This window comes from Lacinutrix iliipiscaria (assembly GCF_042686125.1).
Lineage (GTDB): Bacteria > Bacteroidota > Bacteroidia > Flavobacteriales > Flavobacteriaceae > Oceanihabitans > Oceanihabitans iliipiscarium.
In genome coordinates, this window is record NZ_JBHUOV010000007.1 from 1 (window position 1) to 26058 (window position 26058).

The 26058-nt window shown below is 31.0% G+C and carries 27 protein-coding genes and 1 other RNA gene; 15 read left to right on the top strand and 13 right to left on the bottom strand.

What is annotated here, in order from left to right; translation table 11 throughout:
• Nucleotides 1-304: 304 nt before the first annotated feature.
• Nucleotides 305-698: a transfer-messenger RNA gene (gene ssrA, locus ACFS5M_RS10465) on the bottom strand.
• Between the two features lie 188 nt (nt 699-886).
• Here ssrA and ACFS5M_RS10470 point away from each other — a divergent pair.
• Nucleotides 887-2089 (top strand): NAD(P)-dependent oxidoreductase, encoded by a 1203-nt coding sequence (locus ACFS5M_RS10470; RefSeq protein ID WP_183488885.1) that lies wholly within the window; start codon nt 887-889, stop codon nt 2087-2089.
• Nucleotides 2079-2900, top strand: coding sequence for an SDR family NAD(P)-dependent oxidoreductase (locus ACFS5M_RS10475; protein ID WP_379898794.1), 822 nt, complete (start codon nt 2079-2081; stop codon nt 2898-2900). Before ACFS5M_RS10470 ends, ACFS5M_RS10475 begins: the two co-directional genes overlap by 11 nt.
• Nucleotide 2901: 1 nt before the next feature.
• Here ACFS5M_RS10475 and ACFS5M_RS10480 read toward each other — a convergent pair whose 3' ends face one another.
• The 6 genes from ACFS5M_RS10480 to ACFS5M_RS10505 form a co-directional block, all read right to left on the bottom strand.
• A complete protein-coding gene (locus ACFS5M_RS10480; RefSeq protein ID WP_183488882.1) occupies nt 2902-3465 on the bottom strand; it encodes a DUF1361 domain-containing protein in 564 nt (187 codons plus the stop codon).
• A 67-nt stretch (nt 3466-3532) separates the two neighbouring features.
• The gene (locus ACFS5M_RS10485) at nt 3533-3931 is read right to left on the bottom strand and encodes a ribosomal maturation YjgA family protein (protein ID WP_183488879.1); all 399 of its coding nucleotides are present in this window, start codon (nt 3929-3931) and stop codon (nt 3533-3535) included.
• Between the two features lie 138 nt (nt 3932-4069).
• Entirely contained in the window at nt 4070-5449 is a 1380-nt protein-coding gene (creD, locus tag ACFS5M_RS10490) for a cell envelope integrity protein CreD (RefSeq protein WP_183488876.1), read from the bottom strand.
• A 55-nt stretch (nt 5450-5504) separates the two neighbouring features.
• Entirely contained in the window at nt 5505-5798 is a 294-nt protein-coding gene (locus ACFS5M_RS10495; RefSeq protein WP_183488873.1) for a winged helix-turn-helix domain-containing protein, read from the bottom strand.
• A gap of 3 nt (nt 5799-5801) precedes the next feature.
• Nucleotides 5802-6089 carry a hypothetical protein gene (locus ACFS5M_RS10500; protein WP_183488870.1) on the bottom strand — a complete coding sequence of 96 codons (288 nt, stop codon included), beginning with the start codon at nt 6087-6089 and terminating at the stop codon, nt 5802-5804.
• A 24-nt stretch (nt 6090-6113) separates the two neighbouring features.
• Entirely contained in the window at nt 6114-6722 is a 609-nt protein-coding gene (locus ACFS5M_RS10505; RefSeq protein WP_183488867.1) for a hypothetical protein, read from the bottom strand.
• 99 nt (nt 6723-6821) lie between these two features.
• On the opposite strand from ACFS5M_RS10505, the gene ACFS5M_RS10510 reads away from it, so the two are divergent.
• On the top strand, nt 6822-7199 hold the full coding sequence (locus ACFS5M_RS10510; protein ID WP_183488864.1) for a DUF1801 domain-containing protein: 378 nt from the start codon (nt 6822-6824) through the stop codon (nt 7197-7199).
• Nucleotides 7200-7202: 3 nt separating this feature from the next.
• Here the strand turns inward: ACFS5M_RS10510 and ACFS5M_RS10515 are convergent, their stop codons facing one another.
• From ACFS5M_RS10515 to ACFS5M_RS10525, 3 genes are read right to left on the bottom strand one after another with little or no spacing between them, the layout of a single operon-like run.
• Nucleotides 7203-8063 carry a hypothetical protein gene (locus ACFS5M_RS10515; protein ID WP_183488861.1) on the bottom strand — a complete coding sequence of 287 codons (861 nt, stop codon included), beginning with the start codon at nt 8061-8063 and terminating at the stop codon, nt 7203-7205.
• 31 nt (nt 8064-8094) lie between these two features.
• Nucleotides 8095-8913, bottom strand: a complete 819-nt coding sequence (kdsA, locus tag ACFS5M_RS10520) for a 3-deoxy-8-phosphooctulonate synthase (RefSeq protein WP_183488858.1) — start codon at nt 8911-8913, stop codon at nt 8095-8097.
• Between the two features lie 34 nt (nt 8914-8947).
• Nucleotides 8948-9307 (bottom strand): hypothetical protein, encoded by a 360-nt coding sequence (locus ACFS5M_RS10525; RefSeq protein WP_183488855.1) that lies wholly within the window; start codon nt 9305-9307, stop codon nt 8948-8950.
• Between the two features lie 311 nt (nt 9308-9618).
• On the opposite strand from ACFS5M_RS10525, the gene typA reads away from it, so the two are divergent.
• The 9 genes from typA to ACFS5M_RS10570 all read left to right on the top strand — a co-directional run bounded on the left by typA (nt 9619) and on the right by ACFS5M_RS10570 (nt 20078).
• On the top strand, nt 9619-11418 hold the full coding sequence (gene typA, locus ACFS5M_RS10530; RefSeq protein ID WP_183488853.1) for a translational GTPase TypA: 1800 nt from the start codon (nt 9619-9621) through the stop codon (nt 11416-11418).
• Between the two features lie 124 nt (nt 11419-11542).
• Nucleotides 11543-11743, top strand: coding sequence for a hypothetical protein (locus tag ACFS5M_RS10535; RefSeq protein ID WP_183488850.1), 201 nt, complete (start codon nt 11543-11545; stop codon nt 11741-11743).
• Entirely contained in the window at nt 11743-13128 is a 1386-nt protein-coding gene (locus ACFS5M_RS10540; RefSeq protein ID WP_183488848.1) for a class I SAM-dependent methyltransferase, read from the top strand. The genes ACFS5M_RS10535 and ACFS5M_RS10540 overlap by 1 nt, the downstream gene beginning before the upstream one ends.
• Complete coding sequence (locus tag ACFS5M_RS10545; protein WP_183488845.1) at nt 13121-14602, top strand: sulfatase-like hydrolase/transferase; 1482 nt, start codon at nt 13121-13123, stop codon at nt 14600-14602. Before ACFS5M_RS10540 ends, ACFS5M_RS10545 begins: the two co-directional genes overlap by 8 nt.
• A gap of 6 nt (nt 14603-14608) precedes the next feature.
• The gene (locus ACFS5M_RS10550) at nt 14609-16099 is read left to right on the top strand and encodes a sulfatase-like hydrolase/transferase (protein WP_183488842.1); all 1491 of its coding nucleotides are present in this window, start codon (nt 14609-14611) and stop codon (nt 16097-16099) included.
• Nucleotides 16100-16259: 160 nt separating this feature from the next.
• Nucleotides 16260-17126, top strand: a complete 867-nt coding sequence (locus ACFS5M_RS10555; RefSeq protein ID WP_183488839.1) for a GNAT family N-acetyltransferase — start codon at nt 16260-16262, stop codon at nt 17124-17126.
• Nucleotides 17123-18223 carry a DegT/DnrJ/EryC1/StrS family aminotransferase gene (locus ACFS5M_RS10560; RefSeq protein WP_183488836.1) on the top strand — a complete coding sequence of 367 codons (1101 nt, stop codon included), beginning with the start codon at nt 17123-17125 and terminating at the stop codon, nt 18221-18223. Before ACFS5M_RS10555 ends, ACFS5M_RS10560 begins: the two co-directional genes overlap by 4 nt.
• Entirely contained in the window at nt 18224-19534 is a 1311-nt protein-coding gene (locus tag ACFS5M_RS10565; RefSeq protein WP_183488833.1) for an O-antigen translocase, read from the top strand.
• Nucleotides 19518-20078: an acyltransferase gene (locus ACFS5M_RS10570; RefSeq protein WP_183488830.1), complete on the top strand. Its 561-nt coding sequence runs from the start codon at nt 19518-19520 to the stop codon at nt 20076-20078. Before ACFS5M_RS10565 ends, ACFS5M_RS10570 begins: the two co-directional genes overlap by 17 nt.
• Here ACFS5M_RS10570 and ACFS5M_RS10575 read toward each other — a convergent pair.
• Nucleotides 20075-21220 carry a glycosyltransferase gene (locus ACFS5M_RS10575; protein ID WP_183488827.1) on the bottom strand — a complete coding sequence of 382 codons (1146 nt, stop codon included), beginning with the start codon at nt 21218-21220 and terminating at the stop codon, nt 20075-20077. The two genes, ACFS5M_RS10570 and ACFS5M_RS10575, sit on opposite strands and share 4 nt — an antisense overlap.
• 79 nt (nt 21221-21299) lie before the next feature.
• Here ACFS5M_RS10575 and ACFS5M_RS10580 point away from each other — a divergent pair, with 79 nt between their 5' ends.
• Together ACFS5M_RS10580 and ACFS5M_RS10585 are read left to right on the top strand one after the other, a co-directional pair.
• The gene (locus ACFS5M_RS10580) at nt 21300-22118 is read left to right on the top strand and encodes a glycosyltransferase family 2 protein (protein WP_379898806.1); all 819 of its coding nucleotides are present in this window, start codon (nt 21300-21302) and stop codon (nt 22116-22118) included.
• Nucleotides 22111-22506 carry a sugar 3,4-ketoisomerase gene (locus ACFS5M_RS10585; protein WP_183488822.1) on the top strand — a complete coding sequence of 132 codons (396 nt, stop codon included), beginning with the start codon at nt 22111-22113 and terminating at the stop codon, nt 22504-22506. The genes ACFS5M_RS10580 and ACFS5M_RS10585 overlap by 8 nt, the downstream gene beginning before the upstream one ends.
• On the opposite strand, the gene ACFS5M_RS10590 is transcribed toward ACFS5M_RS10585, so the two are convergent.
• Nucleotides 22503-23423 (bottom strand): glycosyltransferase family 2 protein, encoded by a 921-nt coding sequence (locus tag ACFS5M_RS10590; protein ID WP_183488819.1) that lies wholly within the window; start codon nt 23421-23423, stop codon nt 22503-22505. The two genes, ACFS5M_RS10585 and ACFS5M_RS10590, sit on opposite strands and share 4 nt — an antisense overlap.
• Nucleotide 23424: 1 nt before the next feature.
• On the bottom strand, nt 23425-24309 hold the full coding sequence (locus tag ACFS5M_RS10595; RefSeq protein ID WP_183488816.1) for a glycosyltransferase family 2 protein: 885 nt from the start codon (nt 24307-24309) through the stop codon (nt 23425-23427).
• An 83-nt stretch (nt 24310-24392) separates the two neighbouring features.
• Between ACFS5M_RS10595 and ACFS5M_RS10600 the strand changes: the two genes are divergently transcribed.
• Complete coding sequence (locus ACFS5M_RS10600) at nt 24393-26018, top strand: hypothetical protein (protein WP_183488814.1); 1626 nt, start codon at nt 24393-24395, stop codon at nt 26016-26018.
• The last annotated feature ends 40 nt before the right edge of the window (nt 26019-26058 follow it).

The window sequence follows — 26058 nt, forward strand, 5'->3', positions numbered from 1 at the left end:
AAAGGTTAATTCACCTTGAGTAGAAATGTACTTTTCGGCTTTTAACTTTTCGGCGTTTTGAGCATTAATATTAACGATACAAGCTAAAATTAATGATAGGATTAAAGTAATTTTTTTCATCAGATTTGGGTTAAGAATGAAAGGTTTTAATTTATTTTATGGCGCTAATATAAAATAATATTTTAAAAAACATCTATAAAATGCAAAAAAATACGATGAAATGCATAGTATTATCTATTTTACTTGAGTTAACAACATAAAAAAAAGCTCAATAAGTTTACTTTATTGAGCTTTTTACGCTTAATTGTGGAGTCGGAGAGAATCGAACTCTCGTCCAAACAAGTAACCAAAGAGCTTTCTACACGTTTATTCTATTCTTAGGTTTTAGATAGTAAGCTGGTAAAAGACAACCCACTTACTACTTAGCTTCTTAATCTTGACAATGCATCAAAGCGCTACACTATCTTGGTTAACTTTTACGATGCCTCAAATAGAACGCCATTAACCAAGGCTTTCAGGAGACATTTAGCCTTCCTACCTAGTAGGACGAGGCATAATCTTACTAAAATTCAGATTACGCAGCTAAAGCGTAGTTATTCTCGCCGTTTAAAATTTGGTCTAGCCTTTTACGTGTTTCAATGCCATTACACGACGTGCTTACCATTTCATTAATCTCGCTGTCAAAACCAGTCGACCCCATGTTTTAAAATGATAATTTGGGCGTTCCCTTTCAGGTCAGGCTTTCGGCAGTCGCTTTTTTTGAGAAAACAAAAAAGAGCTTCAACAAAGCCTCAATCCTTAACGCAGTCTGCAAAGTTATCAAAAAGTTTGTATAACCTCACATTTACGCTTATTTTCGTGCAAAAATTATTCCAATCTAATCCGTATGAAATTCGCCATTATAAAAGAACGTAAGAATCCACCAGATCGACGCGTGGTATTCTCTCCAGAAAAATTAGCAGAAGCTAGAGAAAAATTTCCTCAAGCTGAGTTTGTTGTAGAGTCTAGCGATATTCGTGTATTTCCAGATAGTGCATATAAAGCACTCGGATTTACAGTGACTAATGATGTGTCAGACTGTGATGTTATGATTGGTGTTAAAGAAGTGCCTATCGATTACCTCATTCCAAATAAAAAATACTTTTATTTTTCGCATACCATAAAAAAGCAACCTTATAATAGAAAGTTACTTTTAGCTATGCTCGATAAGAATATTGAAATGTTCGACCACGAAACGATAGTTAAAAAAAGTGGCGCACGACTTATTGGTTTCGGACGCTATGCTGGTTTGGTTGGTGCCTATAATGGCTTTAGAGCTTTAGGTTTGCGTGACGGTTTATTTAATTTGCCAAAAGTAGAAACGCTTACCGATTTAAATGAAGTTAAAGCAGAATTAGATAAAATTACCTTACCAAATATTAAAATACTACTCACAGGAACAGGAAAAGTAGCTCAAGGCGCTAAAGAAATTCTGGACCATTTAAAGATAAAGGAGGTTGGAGATGCACTTTATTTAACCTCAAAGTTTTCAGAGCCAGTTTACGTTATGGCAGATGTCATGGAATATAATAAACGTAAAGATGGTAAAGTAGGTGACAAGTGGGCGTTTTATAAAGATCCTACTGGTTATGAAAGTAATTTTATGCCTTATGCTAAAGAAAGCGACTTTTTTATAGCTGGACATTTTTATGGAAATAACGCACCTTATTTATTCACACGAGAAGATGCTAAGTCAACAGATTTTAATATTAATTTGATAGCAGATATATCCTGTGATGTTGATGGTCCTGTGGCTTCTACTTTAAGAGCTTCGACCATTGCAGACCCTTTTTATGGTTATGACGCCCAAACCGAAAGCGAAGTTGCTTATGATGCACCAAACGCGATTACTGTGATGGCTGTAGATAATTTGCCTTGTGAGCTTCCAAAAGATGCTAGTGAAGGTTTTGGCGACATGTTTTTAGAGCATGTTATTCCTGCGTTTTTTAATAACGACGAACGAGGCATCCTAAAACGTGCTAAGATTACTGAAAATAATAAACTGACTGAACGATTTTCTTATTTACAAGACTATGTAAATGGAAAATAAAAACTTCTCAAGCACTTCTCAAGGTATTATGACTAAAACGGCATTAGTAACAGGCGCAGCATCAGGATTAGGTTTCGAAATGGCACTTCTTTTAGCTAAAGATGGCTATAAATTAATCTTAGTTGACATTAATGCAGAAAATTTAGCTAAGGTTAAATCGGAGTTAGAAGGAGATTTTAAAGTAGAAGTTATAACACTGGCTAAAGATTTAAGCCTGCCTAATATTGCTCAAAACATTATAGATGATTTGGGAAATCCGCAAATAGATGTATTAATCAACAATGCTGGTTTTGGATTATTTGGCAATTTTGCTGAGACCAATTGGGAGCGTGAATCTGCCATGTTACATGTGCATATTATGACGACGACTCATTTAACTAAATTAGTCCTTAAAGGTATGATTCAAAGAGGTTCTGGACAAATTTTAAACATGTCGTCTTTAGCTGCTTTTCAGCCAGGACCATTAATGTCTATATATTATGCCTCAAAAGGTTATATGTTATCTTTTTCTGAGGCGATTGCGTGTGAACTTAAAGGAACAGGTGTTACAGTAACCGCTTTATGTCCTGGGCCAACCAAAACCGCGTTTCAAGAAACCGTTTCAGAAGATACTAAAGAGAACAAGATTACCTTTAATATGGCTTCAGCAAAAGAAGTCGCTGCGTATGGTTATAAAGCTATGCTAAAAGGAAAACCTGTTGCTATTCCTGGAGGGTTTAATAAATTTTTAGCCACATTGCCAAGGGTTATGCCAAGAAATTTAGCCGCTTCTATTGTGAAGAAAATTCAAGAAAAAAATAGAGAGGACTAATTTATTCTATTCTTTTAAAAGCTTTAAATAGCCAAAAGCTAAGCATTAAGAAGCTGCCAAAGCAAAATGTAAAAAGCCAGATTTCAATATGAGCTCTTGGTTGGAGTATCATTATGCTAATATCTTCTAATAAAGCTAAAGGCTGTTGTAAAATATCCCAGGAATTATAACGTAAAAAGCGACCCAAGTAAACTCCAAATCCAGTGAGCATAAAAACGATATTTATAAAGTAACGTGTTTTGTTTTTTGATAATCGAGAGGCGATTAAAATTTGCATATCAAAAACAGATAAAAAGAATACAATTAGACCATTGTATGCAAAAGAGGTTAACAATAATACATCTAACCAAAGCATGCTGTTATTGATGTTGCTTAAGTGTAACAAATCGGTTATAATGTATGGTGCATTTGGTAAAAAGAGTAACCAAACGCAACACCAAAAACTTAGTGCATAAGAATTTAAATGTCTTTTGCTTTTTAAAGTCATTGTTATGGCATAAGGAATGACTGCTAAGAACAAGTTCCAGATTAAGAAAATATAAGTAAAACTATGGGTGATTTTCATTCGGATCATTAACAGAAAAACACTCAAAAACATGGAAGCAGTGAGTAGTGAAATGATTCTATATTGGCTAACAATTACGGATTTTAAATTCATCATGTTGTTTTATTTTATATTCATAAATAAGTATTGAGAAGACTCCGAGTTTATAAGCTATTAAATCGCCTATTTGAAAGGTGCTTCCTAACACGAGTTTTGCTAAGGTGCTATTTTGAAGATTTAAGTAATTTAATAGATTAACCAGCTGTAAGAATTCTATAATAAAAGCAATGGTTAAAACTACACTTGCTAAATATATAGGCTTTGTTTTTATAAACGATTTAAAACTGTAGTAGAGCAAAATAACAACAAGATAATCTCCAAATGTATGGCGAATAAAACCTGTTTTTAAAAAGGTTGCAATAGCGATTTCTGTGAGGCCTAAGATTGCAGCAACTAAGAGACTATTTTTATTGAACTTAAATTTCATTTTTGACGTATTATTTGCGTTAGCGATTGAACGGTTTGTTTGAGCTCTTTTTGGAATTTCAAAAAAGCGAGTAGTGAAAGCGCGACCCTCCGAAGCTTTAAGCGTAGGAGGGAAACGCCCAAATAGAACAACCAAGACTTATCCGTTTGACCAATCTATTTTTCGAGACACGTACATGACACTAGTTAAAATTAAGAATAAACCAATGCTGCCAACAAGTAAGGCATAGTTTTCTAATTGAATGATGACATAGATAAAAGTATATAAAGCGGTTAATGAAAGACCAATAAATAAAGGAAACTTAAGTGTTTTGAGAATAGATTTTGAATAGAGTGTAATGAGCACAATAACAGAAGTGCCAGCAATTAAGTAAGCTTTTAAGAAATTGCTGTGTTCTGAAATAGAAACGAGCAAGGTGTAAAACATAGTAAGTGCTAAGCCAATCATGAGGTATTGAAAAGGATGTATATTAATTTTACTCATGGTTTGAATGAGGAAAAAAATTAAGAAGGTTAATCCGATGACTAAGAATCCGTATTTAGCAGAGCGTTCACTTTTTTGATACTCATCGACAGGAATCATAAAATTCACACCAAAAGCAAAGTCTTTTAAGTCTGGCAAATAATTGAAGTACTGTTGCGAGAAAGGTCTGTTAATATCTAAAACCTTCCATTTGGCATGAAAGCCATTATCGTTAATTTTGTCGTCATTATAAGGTAGAAATTGGCCAAAAAAGTTTGCGGTTTTCCAGTTAGAAGAGATTTCGGCTTTAGTTTCTTTGCCAATAGGAATAAAGCGTATTTGTTTACTTCCGTTGATGTTTAGATTCATATTAAAAGCTACTGTTTTGTCTTTAGGTAGATCTTTTATTTGAAGGTGTTTGCTTTCTAAAGTATGTAATGCTACCTGATTTGTATTATGGTGGTTAGAGCCATTATATTTAGATTCAAAATCGTATTGATTTTGATTTAAGTTTATTGCAACTTGGTTATTTACACCTTTAAGGTTTGAGGTTTGAATGATGATTTTAGATTTATCCCAAAGGATGTGTTCGTCTTTTACCTCTAAATCGCTAAAATCTGGTTTTGTGAAAGTGCCAGAGACATCCATATGACTTTGATAAACAGCAGTAGTATATATGCCATAAGATTTTTTTTCAGGTTTTATGGTGCCCTTAATATCTAATTCTTTCGGAAAGAAATAAGCATAGTTTATATCTTCAATAGTTTCATAAACTACTTTTTTTGTCACTTTATCTGTGACCATTTTTTGTTGAAATATTTTGTAAGGAATTTTTAAAGCAGGACCATAGATTAGCACTTCCTTTCCCCATTTTTCATTAATTTCATTTACTACGTTTTGTTGCCTGGAAGCACGTTCGGTAATAAGACTTTCTATAAATGATAGAGGGACGAGTAGTACTATGGTTAAAAATCCTATCATTAACATTCTGGCTGTTATAGATGTTCTTATCCAATTGCCGAATTTGTTTGTGTTTTGCTTTTGTGTGTGTGCCATGATGTGTGATTTTAAAGTACTTTGAAATACAAAGTAGAATTATAAAAAAATAGTATTATTGCTTATGTATTAATTTTTCTAGTGCTTCAATGTGTTTTTTAAACGCAGCTCGTCCGAGTTTAGTGGTTGCGTAACGTGTGTTTGGTTTTCGACCAATAAATTGTTTCTCTACTGAAATGTATTCAGCATTTTCTAATGCTTTAGTATGGCTTGCTAAATTGCCATCTGTCACCTCAAGTAATTCTTTTAACATATTAAAATCGGCATACTCATTAACCATAAGAATAGACATGATACCTAATCTTATACGATGATCGAATGCTTTATTTATGTTATTAATTATACTCATTATTTAACTTCCTGCTAAAGGGGTTTCAAAAATGCCAACTGCAAGTTCTAACCAAATGAGCAAAAGTATTGCTATAGTAACAATAAACAGTACTATTCGGTTTACTTTTTTGTTTACTTTCCTTATAATAAAATCTAATGTAAAGCCAGTTCCAAATAATAATAGGCCTGCAATTAAAAAATCAAAAATGGTCCAGTGTACTTCATTTGTAAATTGCATAGCCAATAAAGGCACTACCAATAGGAGTAAAGTTGTAAAAGCAATAACAGTTAATCTTTTATTTTGAGTCATCTTATATAATAATTCAATGAGAGGTTAAATTTTATCGTATTTAATATACATCATGGTTCCATAAATGATATGCATGATGCCAAATCCTAGAACCCAAATCCAAAATCCATAACCTGGTAACCACGCACAAATTAAGCCTAAAAATATTTCTATAAAACCTAAATAACGAATATCTCCAATACTGTATTTAGAAGCATTAACTAAAGCTAGTCCATAAAATATGAGCATTAAAGCTCCAGTTTGTCCATATTTTTGTTGTCCAAGAATGATAAGAATATATATGCCACCAACAACAAGAGGAATTAAAAAATTAAGAATTAATCGTCTAGAAGAGCTGTCCCATATTTTTTCATTATTCTTTTTTGCTTTTCTTGTGGTTAAAAAAATAGCACTAGCAATACTTAAAACAGCAACTAATGCTAAAATGAGTAAACAGGTTCTAAAAACCCATCCATCAAGTAATAATTTTCCTTGGCTATAATTTATAACAAGCCAATAGGCACAAGCTGCGCCTACAAGCGCATAAACTCCAGCCAATATTCCTGATAAACCACTAAGTGAAATAAAGCGAGAAGATTTATTCATTAAATCTTTAATTTCACTAATGTCTTTTAGATAATCTTTTGAATCCATATTAAAGTACTTTGAAATACAAAGTAAATAAATTATTTTGAAACATGCATCATAAATTTTTGTTAAGTTTGAAAATGAAATTCAATTCTATATATAGCGATGAAGCCAGTCGATGAGTACTTTATAAATCAGAAGGAACCATATCAATCTATTATGTTATATGTACGAGGATTGATTTTGAATACTTTGCCAGAAGCAGAAGAGAAGTTTAGTTATAAGATTCCGTTTTATAATTGTCATAATAAACCTATGGTTTACTTAAATATTTTAAAAGGGAAAGACTATGTTGATGTGTGTTTTGTTCAAGGGATTCTATTAGAAAAGAAGTTTCCTATTTTGAGAAATGACAATAAACGCAAACAAGTAAGATCAATTCAACTTAAAAACTTAGAAGATTTAGATCATGAAAATTTTATAGCGTTATTGCATGAAGCATCTCATGTTTTGAGTCACAGTAAAAAAGCATGGTTTATTTAATTCTTAGATCCTGAAAATACCACCAAAAGAAATAACTCGCTGTAGATAAAAGAAATGTTGTGAAGCACTTTCATTGCTGTTACTTGTAGTTCTTATGTCTGGCATATTTATAAATCCACCTTTTAAATCTAGCTGCATAAAAAAGTGTTTAAAGAAGGTGAAGTTTAGACCAGCATTAACAGAAACACCATAGCCTGAGACATGAAATTCGTCATACCTTTCTTTTAAAAGTAAAGTGGTATTTGTTTTAGGATATAAAACACCAGCTCCGAGCCCTTCGGTAATATTAATTTGAATTTTATCGGTGTTACTTATTTTAAAAAGGGAAGAAATATCATCAAATCTATTAACTTGTAAGTACACATAATTTAATCCATTCGTGTGTTCAAAGAGTAAAAAATCATCAGAGACTAGAAATTCTTCATTGTTATAATCGCCATTGTAAACACTTCCTTCTTCAGAAGCAGGTAAATCAATATAGCCATCAATAGTGCGATAATCATTGTTGTTCATGACATATTTCATGTGATCTATACCTAAAGAAACAGTATAATGATCTGTTAAAAAGTAACCGATTTTTAAATTCGTTTGCGGAATGGTCATTCGAGCTGGATTTATATAATCAATATGCCAGCCTTTAGGTTTATCATGTGCTCTAGCATCTTTAATGGTGAAGTTGTAATCATCACCTTTAAAATGGATGTCAGATTTTGAAAAGGATTCTCTATTTCCTCCCCAACTGATGAAGAATTTACCTTTTTGAGAAGTCGTATAGTTTATAGAGTCTTTTTTTTGGGCATGAGCATTAATGCTTAAAAAAGGAATGATAAGTATTCCTAGATACTTAGTAAAAGTAAAATTCATAGAATGAAAAAGTAAGTTGGAAATGGATTGGTTATAACGACTGTACCGTTTTTCTGATGGCAACTAAATTAGACAGTAGTGCTTCTAAATTATCTAAATGCAACATATTAGCACCATCACTCTTTGCGTTTGCTGGGTCAAAATGGGTTTCAATAAATAAGCCATCTACATTATTTACAATCCCAGCTCTAGCAATTGTTTCAATCATATCAGGTCGTCCACCTGTAACGCCAACGCTTTGGTTAGGTTGTTGTAATGAATGTGTGACATCTAGAATTGTAGGCGCATATTGGCGCATGGTAGGAATGCCGCGAAAATCGACAATCATATCTTGGTAGCCAAACATTGTTCCTCTGTCTGTAATCCATGCTTTATCGCTTCCAGAATCTTTTACTTTTTGAACGGCATGCTTCATGGCTTCAGGACTCATAAATTGTCCTTTCTTTAAATTTACTACTTTGCCTGTTTTTGCTGCAGCTACAACCAAGTCGGTTTGTCGTACTAAGAAAGCAGGAATTTGTAAAACATCAACATATTGAGCGGCAAGTTTTGCATCACTAACTTCATGAATATCTGTAACTGTTGGGACATCGAAAGTTTCTGAAACCTTTTTCAGTATTTGTAAAGCTTTTTCATCTCCAATGCCTGTAAAACTATCAATTCGACTTCGATTTGCTTTTTTAAAGCTTCCTTTAAAAATGTAAGGGATTTCTAGTTTATTAGTAATAGTTACAACTTTTTCTGCAATACGAAAAGCCATATCTTCACTTTCAATAGCACAAGGTCCTGATAAAAGGAAGAAGTTATTAGAATGTGTGTGTTTTATTTTTGGAATATCTTGAAGCTTCATGGACTTAAAAATTTAAGTCACAAAGGTAATCAAATTAAAAGCTTCTTTTTATACTATTTCTAATAATCCATAATGCCATAAAAAAGTTAGCTGAAACAAATAATCCACCATAAAAAGCAACATATTTTGCGGAATTTGAAAATGATGTAATGTTTAGTAAATCAGACAGATAGGCTAAAATCATATATGATGATAAGCATACAAAAGTAATTCCTAAAGTGAAATTAAGTTTCTGATTAGGCTTAAAGATTTGCCACAAAAATGGAATGCTAAATAATAAAATAGGATAAGCGGTTATGCCATTATTTTGGTTTATATCTGTAAACCAATATACAATTATGGCAAGATAATATAGATAAGGGATAAACTTTGAATACTTACTAATGAGGCTCATGATTTTTCTTTTTTAAGATTGATAAAAATTGATAATTCGGTTTGGGTTGATTAGTAAGTGTATCAATTATTTAAACGAAAAATAGTAAGAAAAATTGTATGTATTTTTAACTATAACATTTAATTAACTAAAAAAGGAGAGTGTTTTTATGCTGTAAATATGAATACATTTCGAAATAAAAGGTTAAGTATTCTTATAATGTTAATTTGTTGAATATCAAGTTGTTTTAAGGGTTTTGTAAATACTTTATAAGATTCCTTTTTTCAAAGGAATTTAATGTATCTTTGCACGCTTAAAATAAGGCATCAATTATGGCTAATATTAAAAACATTGCAATCATTGCACACGTAGATCATGGTAAAACAACTTTGGTTGATAAAATTATGTACCATTGTCAATTGTTTCGTGAAAACGAAAATACAGGAGATTTAATTCTTGATAACAATGATTTAGAGCGTGAACGCGGAATTACAATTACCTCTAAAAACGTTTCAGTAATCTATAAAGACACGAAAATTAATATTATTGATACACCTGGTCACGCCGATTTTGGTGGAGAAGTAGAGCGTGTGCTTAATATGGCAGATGGAGTGTTGTTATTAGTAGATGCTTTTGAAGGTCCAATGCCTCAAACGCGTTTTGTATTACAAAAAGCAATTGATTTAGGTTTAAAACCTTGTGTCGTTATTAATAAAGTTGATAAAGAAAATTGTACGCCTGATGAAGTTCATGAAAAAGTTTTTGACTTAATGTTTGAACTTGGTGCTGAAGAATGGCAATTAGATTTCCCAACAGTATATGGTTCGGCAAAGAACAATTGGATGAGCGACGATTGGCAAAATGAAACTGATAATATAGAACCATTATTAGATATGGTTATTGAACATATTCCAGCGCCAAAAATTGAAGAAGGAACCACTCAAATGTTAATTACATCTTTAGACTTTTCATCTTTTACAGGACGAATTGCAATAGGACGTTTAACTCGTGGCGCTTTAAAAGTTGGACAAAACATCTCTTTAGTTAAAAGAGACAAAAGCATAGTAAAATCTAAAATTAAAGAACTTCATGTTTTTGAAGGTTTAGGACGCAAGAAAGTTGATGAAGTGCAAACAGGAGATATTTGTGCTATCGTAGGTCTTGAAGGTTTCGAAATTGGGGATACTGTTGCCGATTGGGAAACACCTGAAGGTTTAAAAACTATCGCTATTGACGAACCAACAATGAGTATGTTGTTTACGATTAACGATTCGCCTTTCTTTGGTAAAGATGGTAAATTTGTCACCTCTCGTCATATTAAAGACCGTTTAACTAAAGAATTAGAGAAAAACTTAGCATTACGAGTTAATGATACAGATAGTGCAGATAAGTTCTTGGTTTTTGGTCGTGGTGTATTGCACTTATCGGTTTTAATAGAAACCATGCGTCGTGAAGGTTATGAGCTTCAAATCGGTCAACCACAAGTTATTATTAAAGAAATTGATGGTGTAAAATGTGAGCCTGTTGAAGAAATGACTATTGATTTACCAGAACATGTTTCAGGTAAAGCTATAGAAATGGTAACGATGCGTAAAGGAGAAATGTTAAGTATGCAAGCTAAAGGCGAACGTATGGTTTGTGAATTTATAGTGCCTTCAAGAGGGATTATAGGTTTGCGTAATCAATTACTTACTGCAACGGCAGGAGAAGCAATAATGGCTCATAGGTTTAAAGAATATCAGCCTATAAAAGGAGGTATTCCTGAGCGTCAAAATGGCTCTTTAGTGTCTATGGAAAAAGGACAAGCCATTCCTTATTCTATAGATAAACTACAAGATAGAGGTAAGTTTTTTGTAGATCCAGGAGAAGATATTTATGAAGGTCAAGTGATTGGCGAAAATTCTCGTGGTGATGATATGGTTGTAAATGTGACCAAAACCAAAAAATTAAGTAATGTACGTTCTTCTGGAGCAGATGATAAAGCTAAAATTGTACCTGCAATTAAATTTAGTTTAGAGGAAGCTTTAGAGTATATTCAAAAAGATGAATATGTTGAAGTTACTCCTAACCATTTGCGTTTGCGTAAAATTTTATTGACTGAAGTAGAGCGTAAGCGTAATAAGAGTATTTAATACATTTTAAGTTCCTGCGGGATTCTATTGGAGTCAATGAGTCATCTCGCTATAAATATGTATTAACTTATGTTATTTAATGCTTTAAAGCAACTAAGTTTATTATATTTACAAAAATTTTAATATGCATTTTTTATACTTTGATCCAGGTTTAGGAGCGATGATAGTGCAAGCAATTGTTGCTGTAGTCGCTGGTGTTGTGCTATTTTCTAAAGGGTTGATGTTTAAAATAAAGGCGTTTTTTGGTTTTGGAAAAACTAATGAAGACGATTTATTTGATGATATTGAAATTAAAGATCAAGATATAGAAAACAAAAATAGCTAGTGTCAGATAACAGTAAGCATGCTTCTTCTTTTAGAGATCCTTCAGGTTATATTTTTACAGATGAAGGGATTATAAAACGAGCTATTCTTCCTATTTATTTTAAACAATATAATGCTTTAAATTCTTCTGGTTTTTTTGAGAGTCTGTTTAAAAACAAGCTTTTAATTCCACATACTGAATTATCTCAAACTGAAAACAAGATTGTTATTCAACCTGAGCCTATTCCGTTTATTACTTATCCTTACGAATGGAGTTTTAATATGTATAAGGAAGCTGCTTTATTAACGCTAAAGCTTCAAAAATACTGTGTAGAAAAAGGTTTTTCTCTTAAAGATGCTACAGCTTTTAATGTCACCTTCTATGAAGGTAAAGCTATTTTTATAGATACATTATCTTTTGATTTTTATCAAGAAAACTCACCTTGGAGAGCATACAAACAATTCATTACTCATTTTTTAGGACCATTAGTATTAGCACATTACCATGGTGCACAATCGCTTAAAATGATGAGTAATTTTATTGATGGAATTCCTATAAAAATGCTGTCTTCAATGCTGCCCTTTAAATCAAAAATGAATCCGTTTTTGTATTCAAATATTCACCTTTTAGCGAAGTTTGAAGATAAGCATAATGAAGATTATAAAGGCGAATCTAAAGTGTCTTCATTATCAAAAAAGGGACAATTAAATATTATTGAAAGTTTATATAATTATATTAAAAAACTGACTTTGAAAGAGCAAAGTGAATGGGGAAATTATTATAACAAAACCAATTATAGTGATGATGCCTTTGTTCAAAAGTCACATATTATTAATTCATGGCTTGAAACCATTAAGGCTAAAACGTTAATAGATGTTGGTGGAAATGATGGCACTTTTGTTAGAAAAATTAACAGCCAACCTAACCATGCTTTAGTTTGTGATATCGATAATAATGCTGTCGACTTTAATTATAAAACAGTTAAAGAACAAAAGGAATCTTTTATGACACCTTTTGTTTTAGATGTGTTAAACCCTTCACCTGCGATAGGATTTCAAAATAGAGAACGCGATTCTTTTATAAATAGAGTTAAAGACTTTGCTCCAGATGTTACTTTGGCTTTGGCTGTTATTCATCACATGTCATTATCTGGAAACGTTACCTTTGATATGTCTGCAAAATTCTTTGCATCATTCTCTAAGTTTTTAGTTATCGAGTTTCCTAAACGAAATGATTCTTGGGTGCAACGCTTGTTAAATAGTAAAGTCGATTTTAAAGATCATTTTGATTTTTATACTATTAATCATTTTGAAAAAGCTTACACGAATTGTTTTGAAATAGTAGAGAAAAAAGAGATTCAAAATAGCGAGCGTGTGATGTATTTACTTAAAACTAAAAATGTTTGATAAGTTAAGAATGTTTATTTTAAATTTTATAAAAAGTAATAAAGAATACCCTTTAATTGCTTTAATAGCTTCAGGTCTTTATCCAATTTTATATTATTACGCATCTAACTATGGTCATGCGAATTCATTTAAACATTTAGCTTTTTTTGTTTTTCTATTTATTGCGCTGCCTTATATTTCTCTTATCCTTTTGAGACTAGTATTCAATAAGGTTAGTTTTTTAAAGCCATATAGAAATCGTCTTATTGCTATATTAAATGTCTTTTGTTTTTCTGTATTTATACTGATTGCAACTTCGGGTTTAAACACTCTTAAAGTATTAAGTTGTGTTGCTGGTGCTATTTTATTTGGAATCGTATTGCATAAACATATTAAGAAATTAGTGGTTTTTCAGTACTTCATGGCTTTTGTAGCTTTGTTCTGGGTTGCTCCAAATGTATATGAGAGCTTAACTTCCTCCACTAAATGGATGCAACAACCTGATGCGATTGAAAATGTGAAACTCATAAAAACGCCAAATATTTATATTATTCAACCTGATGGATACGCCAATTTTTCAGAATTAAAAAAAGGGCATTATGCGTTTAATAATAGTGAATTTGAAGGCTTTTTAGCAGCAAATCAGTTTACATTATACGATGATTTTAGAAGTAATTATTTTTCTACTTTATCCTCAAATGCTTCAATGTTTGCAATGAAACATCATTATTATAATAATGCGAAATACAGTAATGTTGAACCTTTGTTTACAAGAGGTGTTATTGCTGGAGATAACTTAGTGGTTGATATTTTTAAAAGGAATGGCTATGCAACACATTTAATTTTAGAAAGTGAGTATCTTATTTCTAATAAACCAAAATTAAAGTATAACGATTCTAATATTGCTATTGATGAAGTTTCGTATTTATCTAAAGGCTTTGAGATAAAAAGAGATGTCATTTCTGATTTAGAAAAGGCTATTGAAAATCAGACAAACTCAAGTCATTTTTATTTTATTGAAAAAATATTACCTGGACATATTGCCCAATCTCGATTTAACAATTTAGGTAAAGAAAAGGAAAGAACGGCGTACTTAGATAATTTAGAAAAAGCCAATCAATGGCTAAAAAAAATAATAAAAACAATTACGAATAAAGACAAGAATTGTTTGATTGTTATTGTTGCAGATCATGGTGGATTTGTAGGTATGAACAGTATTTATGAGGCGAAAATTAAACAAGATGATCCAGATTTAGTAAAGTCTGTTTTTGCTTCAGCTTTGGCTATAAAGTGGCCTGAAGATGACATGTATTCTGGAGAAATTAAGACCTCAGTAAATTTGTTTAGAACACTTTTTAGTTATTTATCTAATGATACTTCATATCTTAATCACTTAGAAGAGGATGCAAGCTATTTAGCGATTCGCAAGAAAGCCCCTTTTGGAGTATATAAAGCGATAGATGAAAACGGTAAAGTAGTTTTTGAAAAAAAGTAATATAAAATGCTAAATAATTTAAGACTTAAAGTCATTGCTTTTATTGATAGCAAAAAGAATAGGCCAATTTTAGCAGCCTTTGCTTCTGGCTTATATCCTTTGGTTTATTATTACAACAAAAACTTTACTCTAGTAAATTCTTGGACTCAGTTTTTTTACTTTGTTTTTATCTATTTAATCTTACCAGCAGTTGTCTTTTATATATGTTATAATGGACTAAAAAAGCTGAGGTGTTTTAATAAATACCTCACTTATATTATTCCTGTTTTAAATTTAAGTGTGTTTGCTTTCCTTATTGTGATTAGTACATATGGACACGATATAAAAGTCATAATAATAGCTATTATAGTTGCTTTTATTTTAGCTATTTTACTTAGAAAACAGATCAATAAAATTATTGTTTTTCAGTTTATACTTTCAGCTTTAGTTTTTGTGAAATTGATTCCAGATTTTCATCGACATATTACCTATTCTAGTGTGTGGATGGAACAACCAGATGATATTGAAGAAGCGCTTTTTAAAAAGAAACCCAATATTTATGTGATTCAACCTGATGGTTACGCGAATTTTTCTGAATTAAAAAACGACACCTATAATTTTGATAATTCTGTGTTCGAATCCTTTTTATCAGACAAAAACTTCAAGCTATATGATGACTTTAGAAGCAATTACAATTCGACCTTAAGTTCTAATACTTCGATGTTTGCGATGAAACATCATCAGTATAATAATCCGAAACCAGGAACAAACGAACTCTATAATTCACGAGACATTATCGTTGGAAAAAATCCTGTAATTTCTATCCTAAAAAAGAATGATTACAAGACGTTTTTGATTTTAGAAAAATCGTATTTGTTAGTCAATAGACCAAAAATAGAATATGATTATTGTAATATCGATTATAGCGAAGTGTCTTATCAGTCAAGAGGTTTTGAGGTTGATAAACAGGTGACTTTAGATGTTGAACAAGCGATAAAGAATAATACATCGAGTACTAATTTCTTCTTTATAGAAAAAATAAGTCCAGGTCATGTCGCGAATAGCAAAGCAGGTTCTAAAGGAAAAACTCAAGAACGGATGAATTACCTTGAAGCACTTGAAGCTTCTAATGAATGGCTTACAGATTTAGTAACAAGAATAGAACGTTTAGATAAAAATAGTTTAATTGTTATTGTTGCAGATCATGGTGGTTTTGTAGGTTTAGATTATACGCTTCAATGCAAAGAGAAACAAACAGAACGTGATTTGGTTTATACTATTTTTACTTCAGCCTTAGCGATAAAATGGCCAGGAGAAGCGCCAGCATTTGATGACAAGCTAAAATCGAATGTTAATCTATTTCGAGTGTTGTTTTCATATTTAAGTGAAGACGAGACATATTTAGACCACCTACAAGACGATAAAAGTTATTCAGTCATTGAAACTGGAGCACCTTATGGTGTTTATGAACTCATTAATGAAAAAGGCGAAGTTGTTTTTAATGCCTTTTCTAAATAATTCTTAAAGACTTTACCAATAAAATTAGTATTTTCAACCTATAATAAAAATACGACACACTATTTATTTAGTTCAAAAATATAATTCTGATAATAAAGCGCTTTGGGACAGCTTTGTAGCTTCATCTAAAAATGCAACATTCTTATTTTATAGAGATTTTATGGAGTATCATCAAGATCGATTTGATGATTATTCATTAATGATTTATAGCGATGAAAAACTAGTAGCTCTGCTTCCTGGAAATCGCGATGGAAAAATGATTTATTCTCATCAAGGTTTGAGTTATGGTGGATTGCTCATTAACGATAAATTAAGGTTTGAGAGTTATATTGAAGTTTTTAAAGCTTTATTAATCTATCTTCAAGCTGAAAGTATAGAAGTGCTACATCTTAAAAAATTACCTTTTATTTATCACAAAACGTTAAGTGATGAAATAAGTTATGTCCTTTCTGCGTTGGATGCTAATCAGACAGGTTTTGATAGCTATTTTGTGCTTGAAGATGTGTCAAGCTATCAGCCAAATAGGAATAGAAAAAGAGCGATTAAAATTTCTGAAAAAGAAGGTGTAGTTATTGCTAATGATGAAATAGCATTTTTTTGGAAGCATGTTTTAGAGCAAAACTTAGCAGCAAAATTTGATGTTAAACCAGTACACACTATTGAAGAAATTAAATATTTGATGACAAAATTTCCTGAGCATATAAAATTTTATTCAGCTAAGTCAGGTAATGAAGTGTTGGCTGGCGCTGTTTTGTTTGTTACTGATAATGTGGTGCATTTTCAATACAGTTCAGGGACAGAAAAGCGTACTGAAAATGGTTCGTTAGACGCGCTTTTTCATTTTATAATTCAAAAATATCACCATAAAAAATATATTAGTTTTGGAAGCTCATCAACAGATAAAAGCTTAAAAATTGATAAAGGCTTAGCTTATTGGAAAGAAAGTTTTGGAGCACGTGTTATGCCTCAAGAAAGTTATTCAATACAAACAAAAAATCATTTTAAATTAGACACTATTTTTAAATGATAAAATTTCTAGATTTACATAAAATAAATGCACGATTTGAAGTTCAGTTTCAAGAACAATTTAAAAAGTTTTTAAAATCTGGGCATTATATTTTAGGCGACCAAGTCGCTTTGTTCGAGTCTAATTATGCTAAGTATTGCGGTACAAAACATTGTATAGGAATTAGCAATGGCTTAGATGCTCTAATTTTAATTTTTAAAGCCTATAAAGTGCTTGGCAAACTAAAAGAAAATGACGAAGTTATTGTGCCAGCTAACACATATATAGCAAGTATACTGCCTGTTATTCATAATGGATTAACACCTGTTTTTGTCGAGCCAGATAAAGAAACGTATAATATCTCTACATTAGAAATTGAAAAGCATATCACGCCAAACACTAAAGCGATTTTAGCAGTGCATTTATATGGCCAATTAGCAAATATGAAAGCCATTAATACGATTGCTAAAAAACATAACCTATTGGTTATTGAAGATGCAGCACAAGCACATGGTGCCATTAATGAAAATGGAAAAAAAGCAGGTAATTTAAGTGATGTTGCTGCATTTAGTTTTTATCCTAGTAAAAATCTTGGTGCATTAGGCGATGGAGGTGCAGTAACAACTAACAATGATGTGCTTGCCGAAACTATAAAGAAATTAAGAAATTATGGTGCTTCAAAAAAGTACGTTAATGAACTCATAGGATTTAATAACAGACTAGATGAAATACAAGCCGTTTTTTTAAATATAAAACTTAAAAAACTTGATGAGGATAACACCATAAGACGATACATTGCAAAGCGTTATCTTTCTGAATTGAATAACGAAAAAGTAAAGCTTCCGTTTTATAATAATGCATTAGATCATATTTTTCACCTTTTTGTTGTTTTAGTTGAAGATCGAGAAGGTTTCATTAACTATTTAAAAGAGAATCAAATAGAAACCTTAATACATTATCCTATCGCTCCGCATCAGCAAGACGCCTTGAAAGACTACGCATCATTAAATTTGCCTATTACAGAACACATTCATAAAACAATAGTGAGTTTGCCAATAAGTCCTGTAATGAACGAAAAAGAAGTCACCAAAATCATTAATACTATAAATTTATATTAATTGAAGAAATTAATAGATTATATAAATTCTAATGTTTTAATTAAAGTTGCCTCATTAAATTCGGCTGCTGTAATAACTAGAATTGTTTCAGGTTTTTTAACGTCTAAGGCTATTGCTTATTTTATTGGCGCTGAAGGGATGGCTTTGGTAGGTCAATTACGTGATTTTCTGCGTTTTGCTCAATCCTTTTCAATTTTAGGGCTATACAATGGTGTTGTTAAGTATATCGCAGAGTTTAAAGACAATGTTAAAGAGCTTAGCAATACAATTTCTACTGTTTTTTACTTAGGATTTATTTCAAGTTTTACGATATCACTACTGTGTTATTTTTATGCACAAGAAATAAATGATTATTTATTCCCTCCGTTTAATGACTATGCTTATGTGATTAAAATATTAGCTATAGCAATGCCATTTTACGCATTAAATATGTTTTCTTTTTCTATTCTAAATGGATTTTCTAAATATAGAATTTTACTCATCATAAACATTATAGGTCAATTACTAGGCACATTAGTTACTGTTTTTTTAATATGGATAAATAATATTGAAGGCGCACTTATTGCTGTTGTTATTGCCGAGTCTTTAATCTTCTTAATAACGGTTGTTGGTATTGCGAATCAGCGTAGTTTGGTGTCGTTAATTCAGGTGAAGAATGTCAGGTTTTCATCAATCAAAAAATTGAGCACGTATTCTTTAATGGCCTTATTTTCTGCAATGGTATTGCCTTTAGTTTCTATTGAAATTCGGAGCTATATTATTGATAATGTAAGTCATCAAGCTGCAGGTTTTTGGGAATTAATGACTAGAATATCAAAATATTATTTAATGTTTGTCACCTCTTTACTAACCTTATATATTCTGCCGCGCTTATCAGAAATTGATAATGTTAGAGAGTTTAGAAAAGAAGTTTTTGGATTTTATAAAACCATTATTCCTGTTTTTGGTTTAGGATTGCTTGCTATTTATTTTCTTAGACCTTTTATTATACTGATATTTTCTACAAGTGAATTTAAACCTGTTGAAGACTTGTTCTTATGGCAATTGGCAGGTGATTTTATAAAGGTGTTGTCTATAGTTATAGCCTATCAATTTATAGCAAAAAATATGTTTTGGCATTATATTATAACTGAAGCATTTTCTGTAATACTTATGTATTTAACAAGTATTTATTTTATTGATATTTATGGCGTAAAAGGAGCTACAATTGCACATTTTGTAACTTATGCTGTTCATTATGGCGTAATTTTATTAATTTTCAGTAATTCCCTTTTTGGAGTGATACCTCAAGATTATGAAGATAATAATTAAAATATTTTTCTTTTTTAAAAAGTTACTTTATTCTAACTTTTCAAACAACAATAATACAGAAGGGACTTTCCAGTCTCATCAGCCTGTAGTTGTTAGAGGCAAAGGAAAAATACGCTTCGGAAAACAAGTTTCATTTGGAGTTATTAATTCACCTCATTTTTATAATTCTTATGCCTATATCGAAGCCAGAACACCAGATTCTTATATTGAGTTTGGAGAAAATATTAATATCAATAATTCTTTTTCTGTTATTTCAGAGAAGAAAATAGTCGTTGGGAATAATGTTTTAATTGGCTTTAACTGTACCATAACAGATAGTAATTTTCACGACTTAAACCCAAAAAATAGAGCCGCTACAGATCCTAACCCTGAAGACGTAGTTATTGAAGAAAATGTTTTTATTGGTAATAATGTAACAATTTTAAAAGGGGTAACTATTGGGAAAAATACGGTTGTTGCTGCAAGTTCTGTAGTGACTAAAAGTTTTCCCGAAAATGTTGTTATTGCTGGAATCCCAGCTAAGGTCATTCAGCAATTAGCTTAACTTCTAGAAGACCAAATCGCTACATACTTTTTCGAAATTGTAATATAGTCATGCTCTTTTTCAATAAAAGCTCTGGCATTTTTAGAGATGGTCTCAATATGTTCAGGATTTAAAATCAGCCATTCTAATTTTTTTGCAATATGCTCAGCATCAGGTAAAGCATTAATAGCAACAGTATCTGCTTCTAAATGGTAGTAGTCTAGCCATTCTTGTTCAGCTCCAGTAAACACCACTTTTCCTTTAGCCATGGCTTCTAGAGCATTATATCCTTGATCATAACCATAAACTTGATCCATGATAATATGTGCATTGTCATACACTTTGATGTACTCTTCGTAAGGTAAGCTGTGAGTCGTTTTAATGTTGATTTTTGAAGCATACTTTTGCTGAAGACTCTTTAAAGCCTCTTCAATAATAGTGCTTCCTTTTCGTATAGATGATATAGAATTAATACCATGAAAAATATGAATTTTATCTTCAATTTTTATAGGATTGAATACGATGTTTTTAGTGTTAATCGGATTTGCAATCAGGCCCAAATATGCTTCATGATGTTTTAGAGGAATGTGGTAGTCTATGTCTGAAGCGATGACGCCTTTTATGTTTTCATATATGAAATCATGTAACATTTTATATGACTTACTAATATATTTTAGCGAATAATTATATTTCTTAATTACACTTTTATCATTCAAATAAGGCGTTAAAATGGAGTAACGTTCCTTTTCATTAATGTAGTGATTAATGTTAATGTAATCGTCTCCGCAGGATAATAAAAAAGAAGATTTATTCTGCTTAAAAAGCTGCTTTAGTAAAGGAATTTGTAATTTAGGATGTATAGCTAAAGCATCTTCATTTATAAGCTGAACAACATCAAAATCTTTTAGTTTTGGTAGTGCTTTTTTAAAACGAAAATAAATTTCTAATTGCGCGATGTCAAAACCACTTATGCTTAGAATTATTTTCCTGAAAAGTAGAGGAATACGTTTGTTAAAAAAAGAGCTATCAATATTGATATCTACAGGATATTTTTTAAATAAATCGCCAGTTCCTATAAGTAAAACCTCATGACCTAAATCAGTTAAACCTTCTTTTAAAGAATTATGTAGCCTGCTAAATTCACCTACTAAAAGTACTTTCATCTCATTTTTTAATTGCAGTATCTATTAGATGTCACGTTTTTGATACCTTTGCTTTTCAAATATAGTTGTTTATATGAATATGGCTAAAGAAAAAGACATTCCGTTAGAAATTCTTGTGGCAACAATGAATAGAAATTCATTACAATTCTTATACGCTATGTTTAAGTATAATGATATTAGGAATTACACTATTTTGGTTGTCAATCAAACGACTGAAGATTGTTTGTTAGAATCAAATAATAGTCAAGTTCGTGTGATTAATACCTTTGAAAAAGGATTAAGTCGAAGTCGGAATTTAGCCATTCAAAAAGCCATTGGTAGGATTTGTCTTATTGCAGATGATGATGTTATCTTTCAAAAAAACTTTCAGCAAAACATCATATCGAGTTATGAAAAGGTGCCTGAAGCAGATTTAATCACTTTTAAAACCCTTACAACTCAAGGAAATCCTTATAGTAATTATCCCAAAACCATTTCTAAGTTAACATCATTTTATAAAAAAGTATTATCAATAGAAATCACTTTTAAAAGAGAATCCCTTATTAAATATGGCATTTCTTTCGATGAAGATTTTGGGTTAGGAAGTGTGTTTCAAGATGGAGAGAATAGACTCTTTTTAAAAAGGGTTATCAACCATAAAGATTTAAAAGCTTATTTTGTGCCAGAATTTATTGTCGAACATGAATCAAACAGTTCAAGTGATCAAGTCTCGTCTGATAGATTTATAAGTGCTAGAAGCGCTTTAAATTATAAATTAAATGGGAATTTAGCTTATTTTTATAGTGCCAAATTAATAGCGTCATTATTAAGAAAAGGATTAATCAGACCAAACCAAATTGCTTCTAAATGGAGTGTGGTTCAAGAAGCCATCAAAACGTATAAATTACGAAATGCATAAAATAGAAATCATAGACATACCAAAAATAGAAGATAGACGAGGTAATTTATCTGTTATCGAAAAAGATTGCATTCCTTTTGAAATAAAGCGTGTATATTATTTATATGATGTGCCAAGCGATGCATATCGAGGAGGACATGCTCACAAAGAGCAGTTGGAGTTTTTAATTGCGTTAAGTGGTAGTTTTAATGTGGTCTTAGATGATGGAGCAAACAAACAAACCATAACACTTAATAAGCCCAATAAAGGCTTGTTAATTCCTACTGGAATATGGCGAGAACTTGAAAATTTTTCTTCTGGTTCGGTTTGCTTGGTCTTAGCTTCAGCTGAGTTTTTAGAATCAGATTATATAAGAGATTATAATGATTTTAAGACCTTTAAGAATTAGAAATAACTCTTTTTTGAAGAGATTTTATTATTCAAATTAATAACAAATAAAAGAACATTTTTAGGTAATGCTAGAAGTGTTTTTTGCTTTAAGCTAAGAAGCTTAGAATCTAATTGAGTTTTAAGAGTCAATAAATTTTTCTTGTCTCCTATAAGTTTATACCTAATAGCAGATGCAAATATGTTTTTCTGTATAAAAATTTGAGCAAAAGTATTTTGAGTAACCTGTGTGGTGTATTTTTTAAAATCAATAGCTTTAAAAAGTTCTCTATTGGTTTTTGATAAGCTATGGCGTACTACTTTATGTGTTGCTAATGGTTTGATAATAAAAGCGATCTTATGTTTTAGTCCTGTTCTTATCCAAAAATCAGTGTCTTCACTAGTCTTCAAATTTTCATCAAAACCTCCTAGATCTAGAAATGCAGTCTTTTTAAAAACGGAACTTGAGCAATGAAGAATAGAATGATCTAAACTTGTTTCAAAATAATCAACAACGCAGTCATTAACTTGCTGAGGTAAGTTTTTATAAGTTGCATTATATTCCTTTTTGTTTTTCTTTATTTTTAAAGCAGACGCAAAAACCTTTTCTTCAGGGTGTTTGTCAATTAATTTTTTTATATGTCTTAAGAAACCAGAATTCCAGTAGTCATCTGCATCAAGAAAAGCAATATAATCAGCATTAGCTTTAGAGGCTCCGTAATTTCTAGCATGAGAAGCACCTTGGTTTTTAATTGTATAAATAGTTATTCGTTTATCATTTATAGCTTTAACTTTTTTAAGGCTATCATCTGTAGAACCATCATTAACTACAATAATTTCAAAATCTTGATGGGTTTGAAATAAGACACTTTGAATCGTACTTCCAATAAAGTGCTCTTTATTAAATAAGGGAATAACTACTGAAAAAAATGGTGTCATATTAAAATTTTAAACTGCAAAAATAGCCTAATCTATATAAATCAAATAAAAACAAACTTGGAGACGAACTCATTAAATGGTGTTCAATTTTATGGGTTTTATTTTTTATAAGCTTACCAAAAACTGAAGCTAATCCTAAAGTTTTTAAAACGCTATGAGTTTTAAGAAGCTTGGTAGCGTTAGAACGAATGGCTTTGCTTTTTTTTAATTGGTACAAGGTGTCTAATGCTTTCTTTGTTTTTTTTAAATAATCTTCATTTGTCTCTAAACCTAAATGATAAACCGTATTGTTAATATGCTTAACCTTTACATTTAAACCCTTTAAATGCGCAGTAAATAAAATGTCTAATCCATAAGCATTTTGTAACAGCAACTGATTCACTTTAATGAATAAGTCTTTTTTTATCACAAAACTTCCTGATATAATAGAAGTATAAGGTGCTTTTTGACGTTCAAAAACGGATTTACTTTCACGTGCTTTGCCATAATGCCATCTTAGTAATTTGTCCTTATTTGGTTTGGTCGTCTCGTAAACAATTCCTCCAAATATAATATCAATATCTGAATTTATTTCGGTTAAAATGTTTTTAATGAATTCAGAATGAGTTGGTAAGGTGTCAGCATCTAGAAATAAAAGCCATTGATACTGAGCAATTTCTGCTAGTTTCTGCCTAGTTGCAGTTCTTCCTTTATTTTTTTTTGCTTCAATAAATTTACAATTGGCAAGTGTATTTATTTTTTGATTCTCTGTATTAAAATGCGAAAAAGAGCCATCATCTAAACAGATAATCTCATAATTAATTCCTGTAACCAAAGCCTGCTGTTCTAATTGCATTGCCAATGGATATACATTGTAATGATATGTTGGGATTAATATAGAAAGCATTAATAACTATTAGATTTTTTCAAAACTAACAATAAATTAACTAATCACTTTGCTATTGGTACAGTAATTGTAATTTTGTTTATATGAAGAAAGTATATTCCATTTTAGTGTTGCTGTGTTCAGTTGTTTTGTCCTTTGCACAACAAGAATATCATGTGTTTCCTGAAAATCACCAACAAACTCCGGGATTACCTACAGGAAATGGGAGTTTGCAATCGCCTTGGGATTTGCAAACGGCTTTAAATCAGCCAAACAAAATTGTAAATGCTGGAGATACTATTTGGATCCATGAAGGGATTTATAATGGTCGATATTCGAGCTCACTTAATTGTACAGATACAAATAAATACATAACTGTAAGTGGCTACCAAAATGATCGAGTCATTTTAAATGGAAATGTTAATTCCTTAGATGGACAGACTTTAAATGTAAAAGGCGGACGCGTGATTTATAAAAACTTTGAAGTGACTTGGTTAGGCGAATTTGTTAGAGATAAAAGAGATAAAAATTTCGTTAAAACAGTCTCTGGAATTAATCATTATTCAGGAGAGAATTGCAAGTTTATTAATATAAAAATTTATAATAATCCTGGTTTAGCTTTTGGGTCATGGAATAGTACAGGAGGAACACTCGTAACAGATTGTATCATATTTAATAATGGTGTAATTAACGAAAAAGGACAAGGAAAAGGAGTCGGTTTTTATGTGCAAAACAAAAGCAATGTAGAGCGAATCATAAAGAATAATATTATTTTTAATAATTATTATAAAGGTATTGAGGTGTGGTCTGCTAGCAAAAACGCAAAGTCTGCTAACATTATGAATATAACTTTAGATAATAATGTGGTTTTTAATAGCGGACTTGCTTCTGGAACTAAAAAAGTAGATAATATCATTATTGGTACAGACGACAGAAATGGAATTAATATTGCCAAAAATATAACTGTTAAGAATAATATATTATATCATAATACCAACTATAAAAACAATCAAATTAATGGTGACGCAGCGTCTTTAACAATTGGATATTATCTTAAAGCACCTGTTGAAAATGTAGTGGTAAATAATAATATAATTTTAGGCAGAAATAATGCTTTAAGACTGTTATATGCAAAATCTTTAACCTTTACCAATAACAAGGTTTATTCAGGATATGCGCTTTTTAATAGTTCAGTTTTTAAGTATGCAAAGTCAGATCTCTGGAAAGTGAAAAATAACAAGTATTACACTAAAAAATCTGGAGCTTTTAGGGTTTCTGATGGAAAAACTTATGCTATCGAAGCCTGGAAATCTATGTTTCAGTTTGAAGAAAATAGCCAGCGACTACATGTTGGTGCTTTCGATATGGAAAATGTTCTTAACATTACTAAAAGTGAATATGTTCCAAATCAATTTAGAGTCGTGCTTTTTAATAAAAACGAACAAGATGTTACAATAGATTTTTCATCATATAATATTAAAGAAGGAAGCACTTACACAATTAGAGATGTAGAAAATTTGAATCACATTTTAAAAACGGGAACTCTTATAGATTTTAAAACTACTGTTCCTATGAAAGCAATACATCCATCAAAAACTAAGACACTAGATAATTTCGGTGTTTTTATTATTGATTTTAACTTAGAAGAGAATACTGTTGAAACAGGAAATCAAAATGAAGATGAAGAAAGCAACTTATTTGAACGTTTCTGGCGTTTTTTAGGGTTTTAAATCCTTCTATAACCTTTATAAATAAATAATTACATTTGTT

Coding starts and splice junctions, on each gene's coding strand:
- ACFS5M_RS10470 (WP_183488885.1), top strand. CDS start 887: ATGAAATTCGCCATTATAAAAGAACGTAAGAATCCACCAGATCGACGC.
- ACFS5M_RS10475 (WP_379898794.1), top strand. CDS start 2,079: ATGGAAAATAAAAACTTCTCAAGCACTTCTCAAGGTATTATGACTAAA.
- ACFS5M_RS10480 (WP_183488882.1), bottom strand. CDS start 3,465: ATGAAAATCACCCATAGTTTTACTTATATTTTCTTAATCTGGAACTTG.
- ACFS5M_RS10485 (WP_183488879.1), bottom strand. CDS start 3,931: ATGAAATTTAAGTTCAATAAAAATAGTCTCTTAGTTGCTGCAATCTTA.
- creD (WP_183488876.1), bottom strand. CDS start 5,449: ATGGCACACACACAAAAGCAAAACACAAACAAATTCGGCAATTGGATA.
- ACFS5M_RS10495 (WP_183488873.1), bottom strand. CDS start 5,798: ATGAGTATAATTAATAACATAAATAAAGCATTCGATCATCGTATAAGA.
- ACFS5M_RS10500 (WP_183488870.1), bottom strand. CDS start 6,089: ATGACTCAAAATAAAAGATTAACTGTTATTGCTTTTACAACTTTACTC.
- ACFS5M_RS10505 (WP_183488867.1), bottom strand. CDS start 6,722: ATGGATTCAAAAGATTATCTAAAAGACATTAGTGAAATTAAAGATTTA.
- ACFS5M_RS10510 (WP_183488864.1), top strand. CDS start 6,822: ATGAAGCCAGTCGATGAGTACTTTATAAATCAGAAGGAACCATATCAA.
- ACFS5M_RS10515 (WP_183488861.1), bottom strand. CDS start 8,063: ATGAATTTTACTTTTACTAAGTATCTAGGAATACTTATCATTCCTTTT.
- kdsA (WP_183488858.1), bottom strand. CDS start 8,913: ATGAAGCTTCAAGATATTCCAAAAATAAAACACACACATTCTAATAAC.
- ACFS5M_RS10525 (WP_183488855.1), bottom strand. CDS start 9,307: ATGAGCCTCATTAGTAAGTATTCAAAGTTTATCCCTTATCTATATTAT.
- typA (WP_183488853.1), top strand. CDS start 9,619: ATGGCTAATATTAAAAACATTGCAATCATTGCACACGTAGATCATGGT.
- ACFS5M_RS10535 (WP_183488850.1), top strand. CDS start 11,543: ATGCATTTTTTATACTTTGATCCAGGTTTAGGAGCGATGATAGTGCAA.
- ACFS5M_RS10545 (WP_183488845.1), top strand. CDS start 13,121: ATGTTTGATAAGTTAAGAATGTTTATTTTAAATTTTATAAAAAGTAAT.
- ACFS5M_RS10550 (WP_183488842.1), top strand. CDS start 14,609: ATGCTAAATAATTTAAGACTTAAAGTCATTGCTTTTATTGATAGCAAA.
- ACFS5M_RS10555 (WP_183488839.1), top strand. CDS start 16,260: ATGGAGTATCATCAAGATCGATTTGATGATTATTCATTAATGATTTAT.
- ACFS5M_RS10560 (WP_183488836.1), top strand. CDS start 17,123: ATGATAAAATTTCTAGATTTACATAAAATAAATGCACGATTTGAAGTT.
- ACFS5M_RS10570 (WP_183488830.1), top strand. CDS start 19,518: ATGAAGATAATAATTAAAATATTTTTCTTTTTTAAAAAGTTACTTTAT.
- ACFS5M_RS10575 (WP_183488827.1), bottom strand. CDS start 21,220: ATGAAAGTACTTTTAGTAGGTGAATTTAGCAGGCTACATAATTCTTTA.
- ACFS5M_RS10580 (WP_379898806.1), top strand. CDS start 21,300: ATGGCTAAAGAAAAAGACATTCCGTTAGAAATTCTTGTGGCAACAATG.
- ACFS5M_RS10585 (WP_183488822.1), top strand. CDS start 22,111: ATGCATAAAATAGAAATCATAGACATACCAAAAATAGAAGATAGACGA.
- ACFS5M_RS10590 (WP_183488819.1), bottom strand. CDS start 23,423: ATGACACCATTTTTTTCAGTAGTTATTCCCTTATTTAATAAAGAGCAC.
- ACFS5M_RS10595 (WP_183488816.1), bottom strand. CDS start 24,309: ATGCTTTCTATATTAATCCCAACATATCATTACAATGTATATCCATTG.
- ACFS5M_RS10600 (WP_183488814.1), top strand. CDS start 24,393: ATGAAGAAAGTATATTCCATTTTAGTGTTGCTGTGTTCAGTTGTTTTG.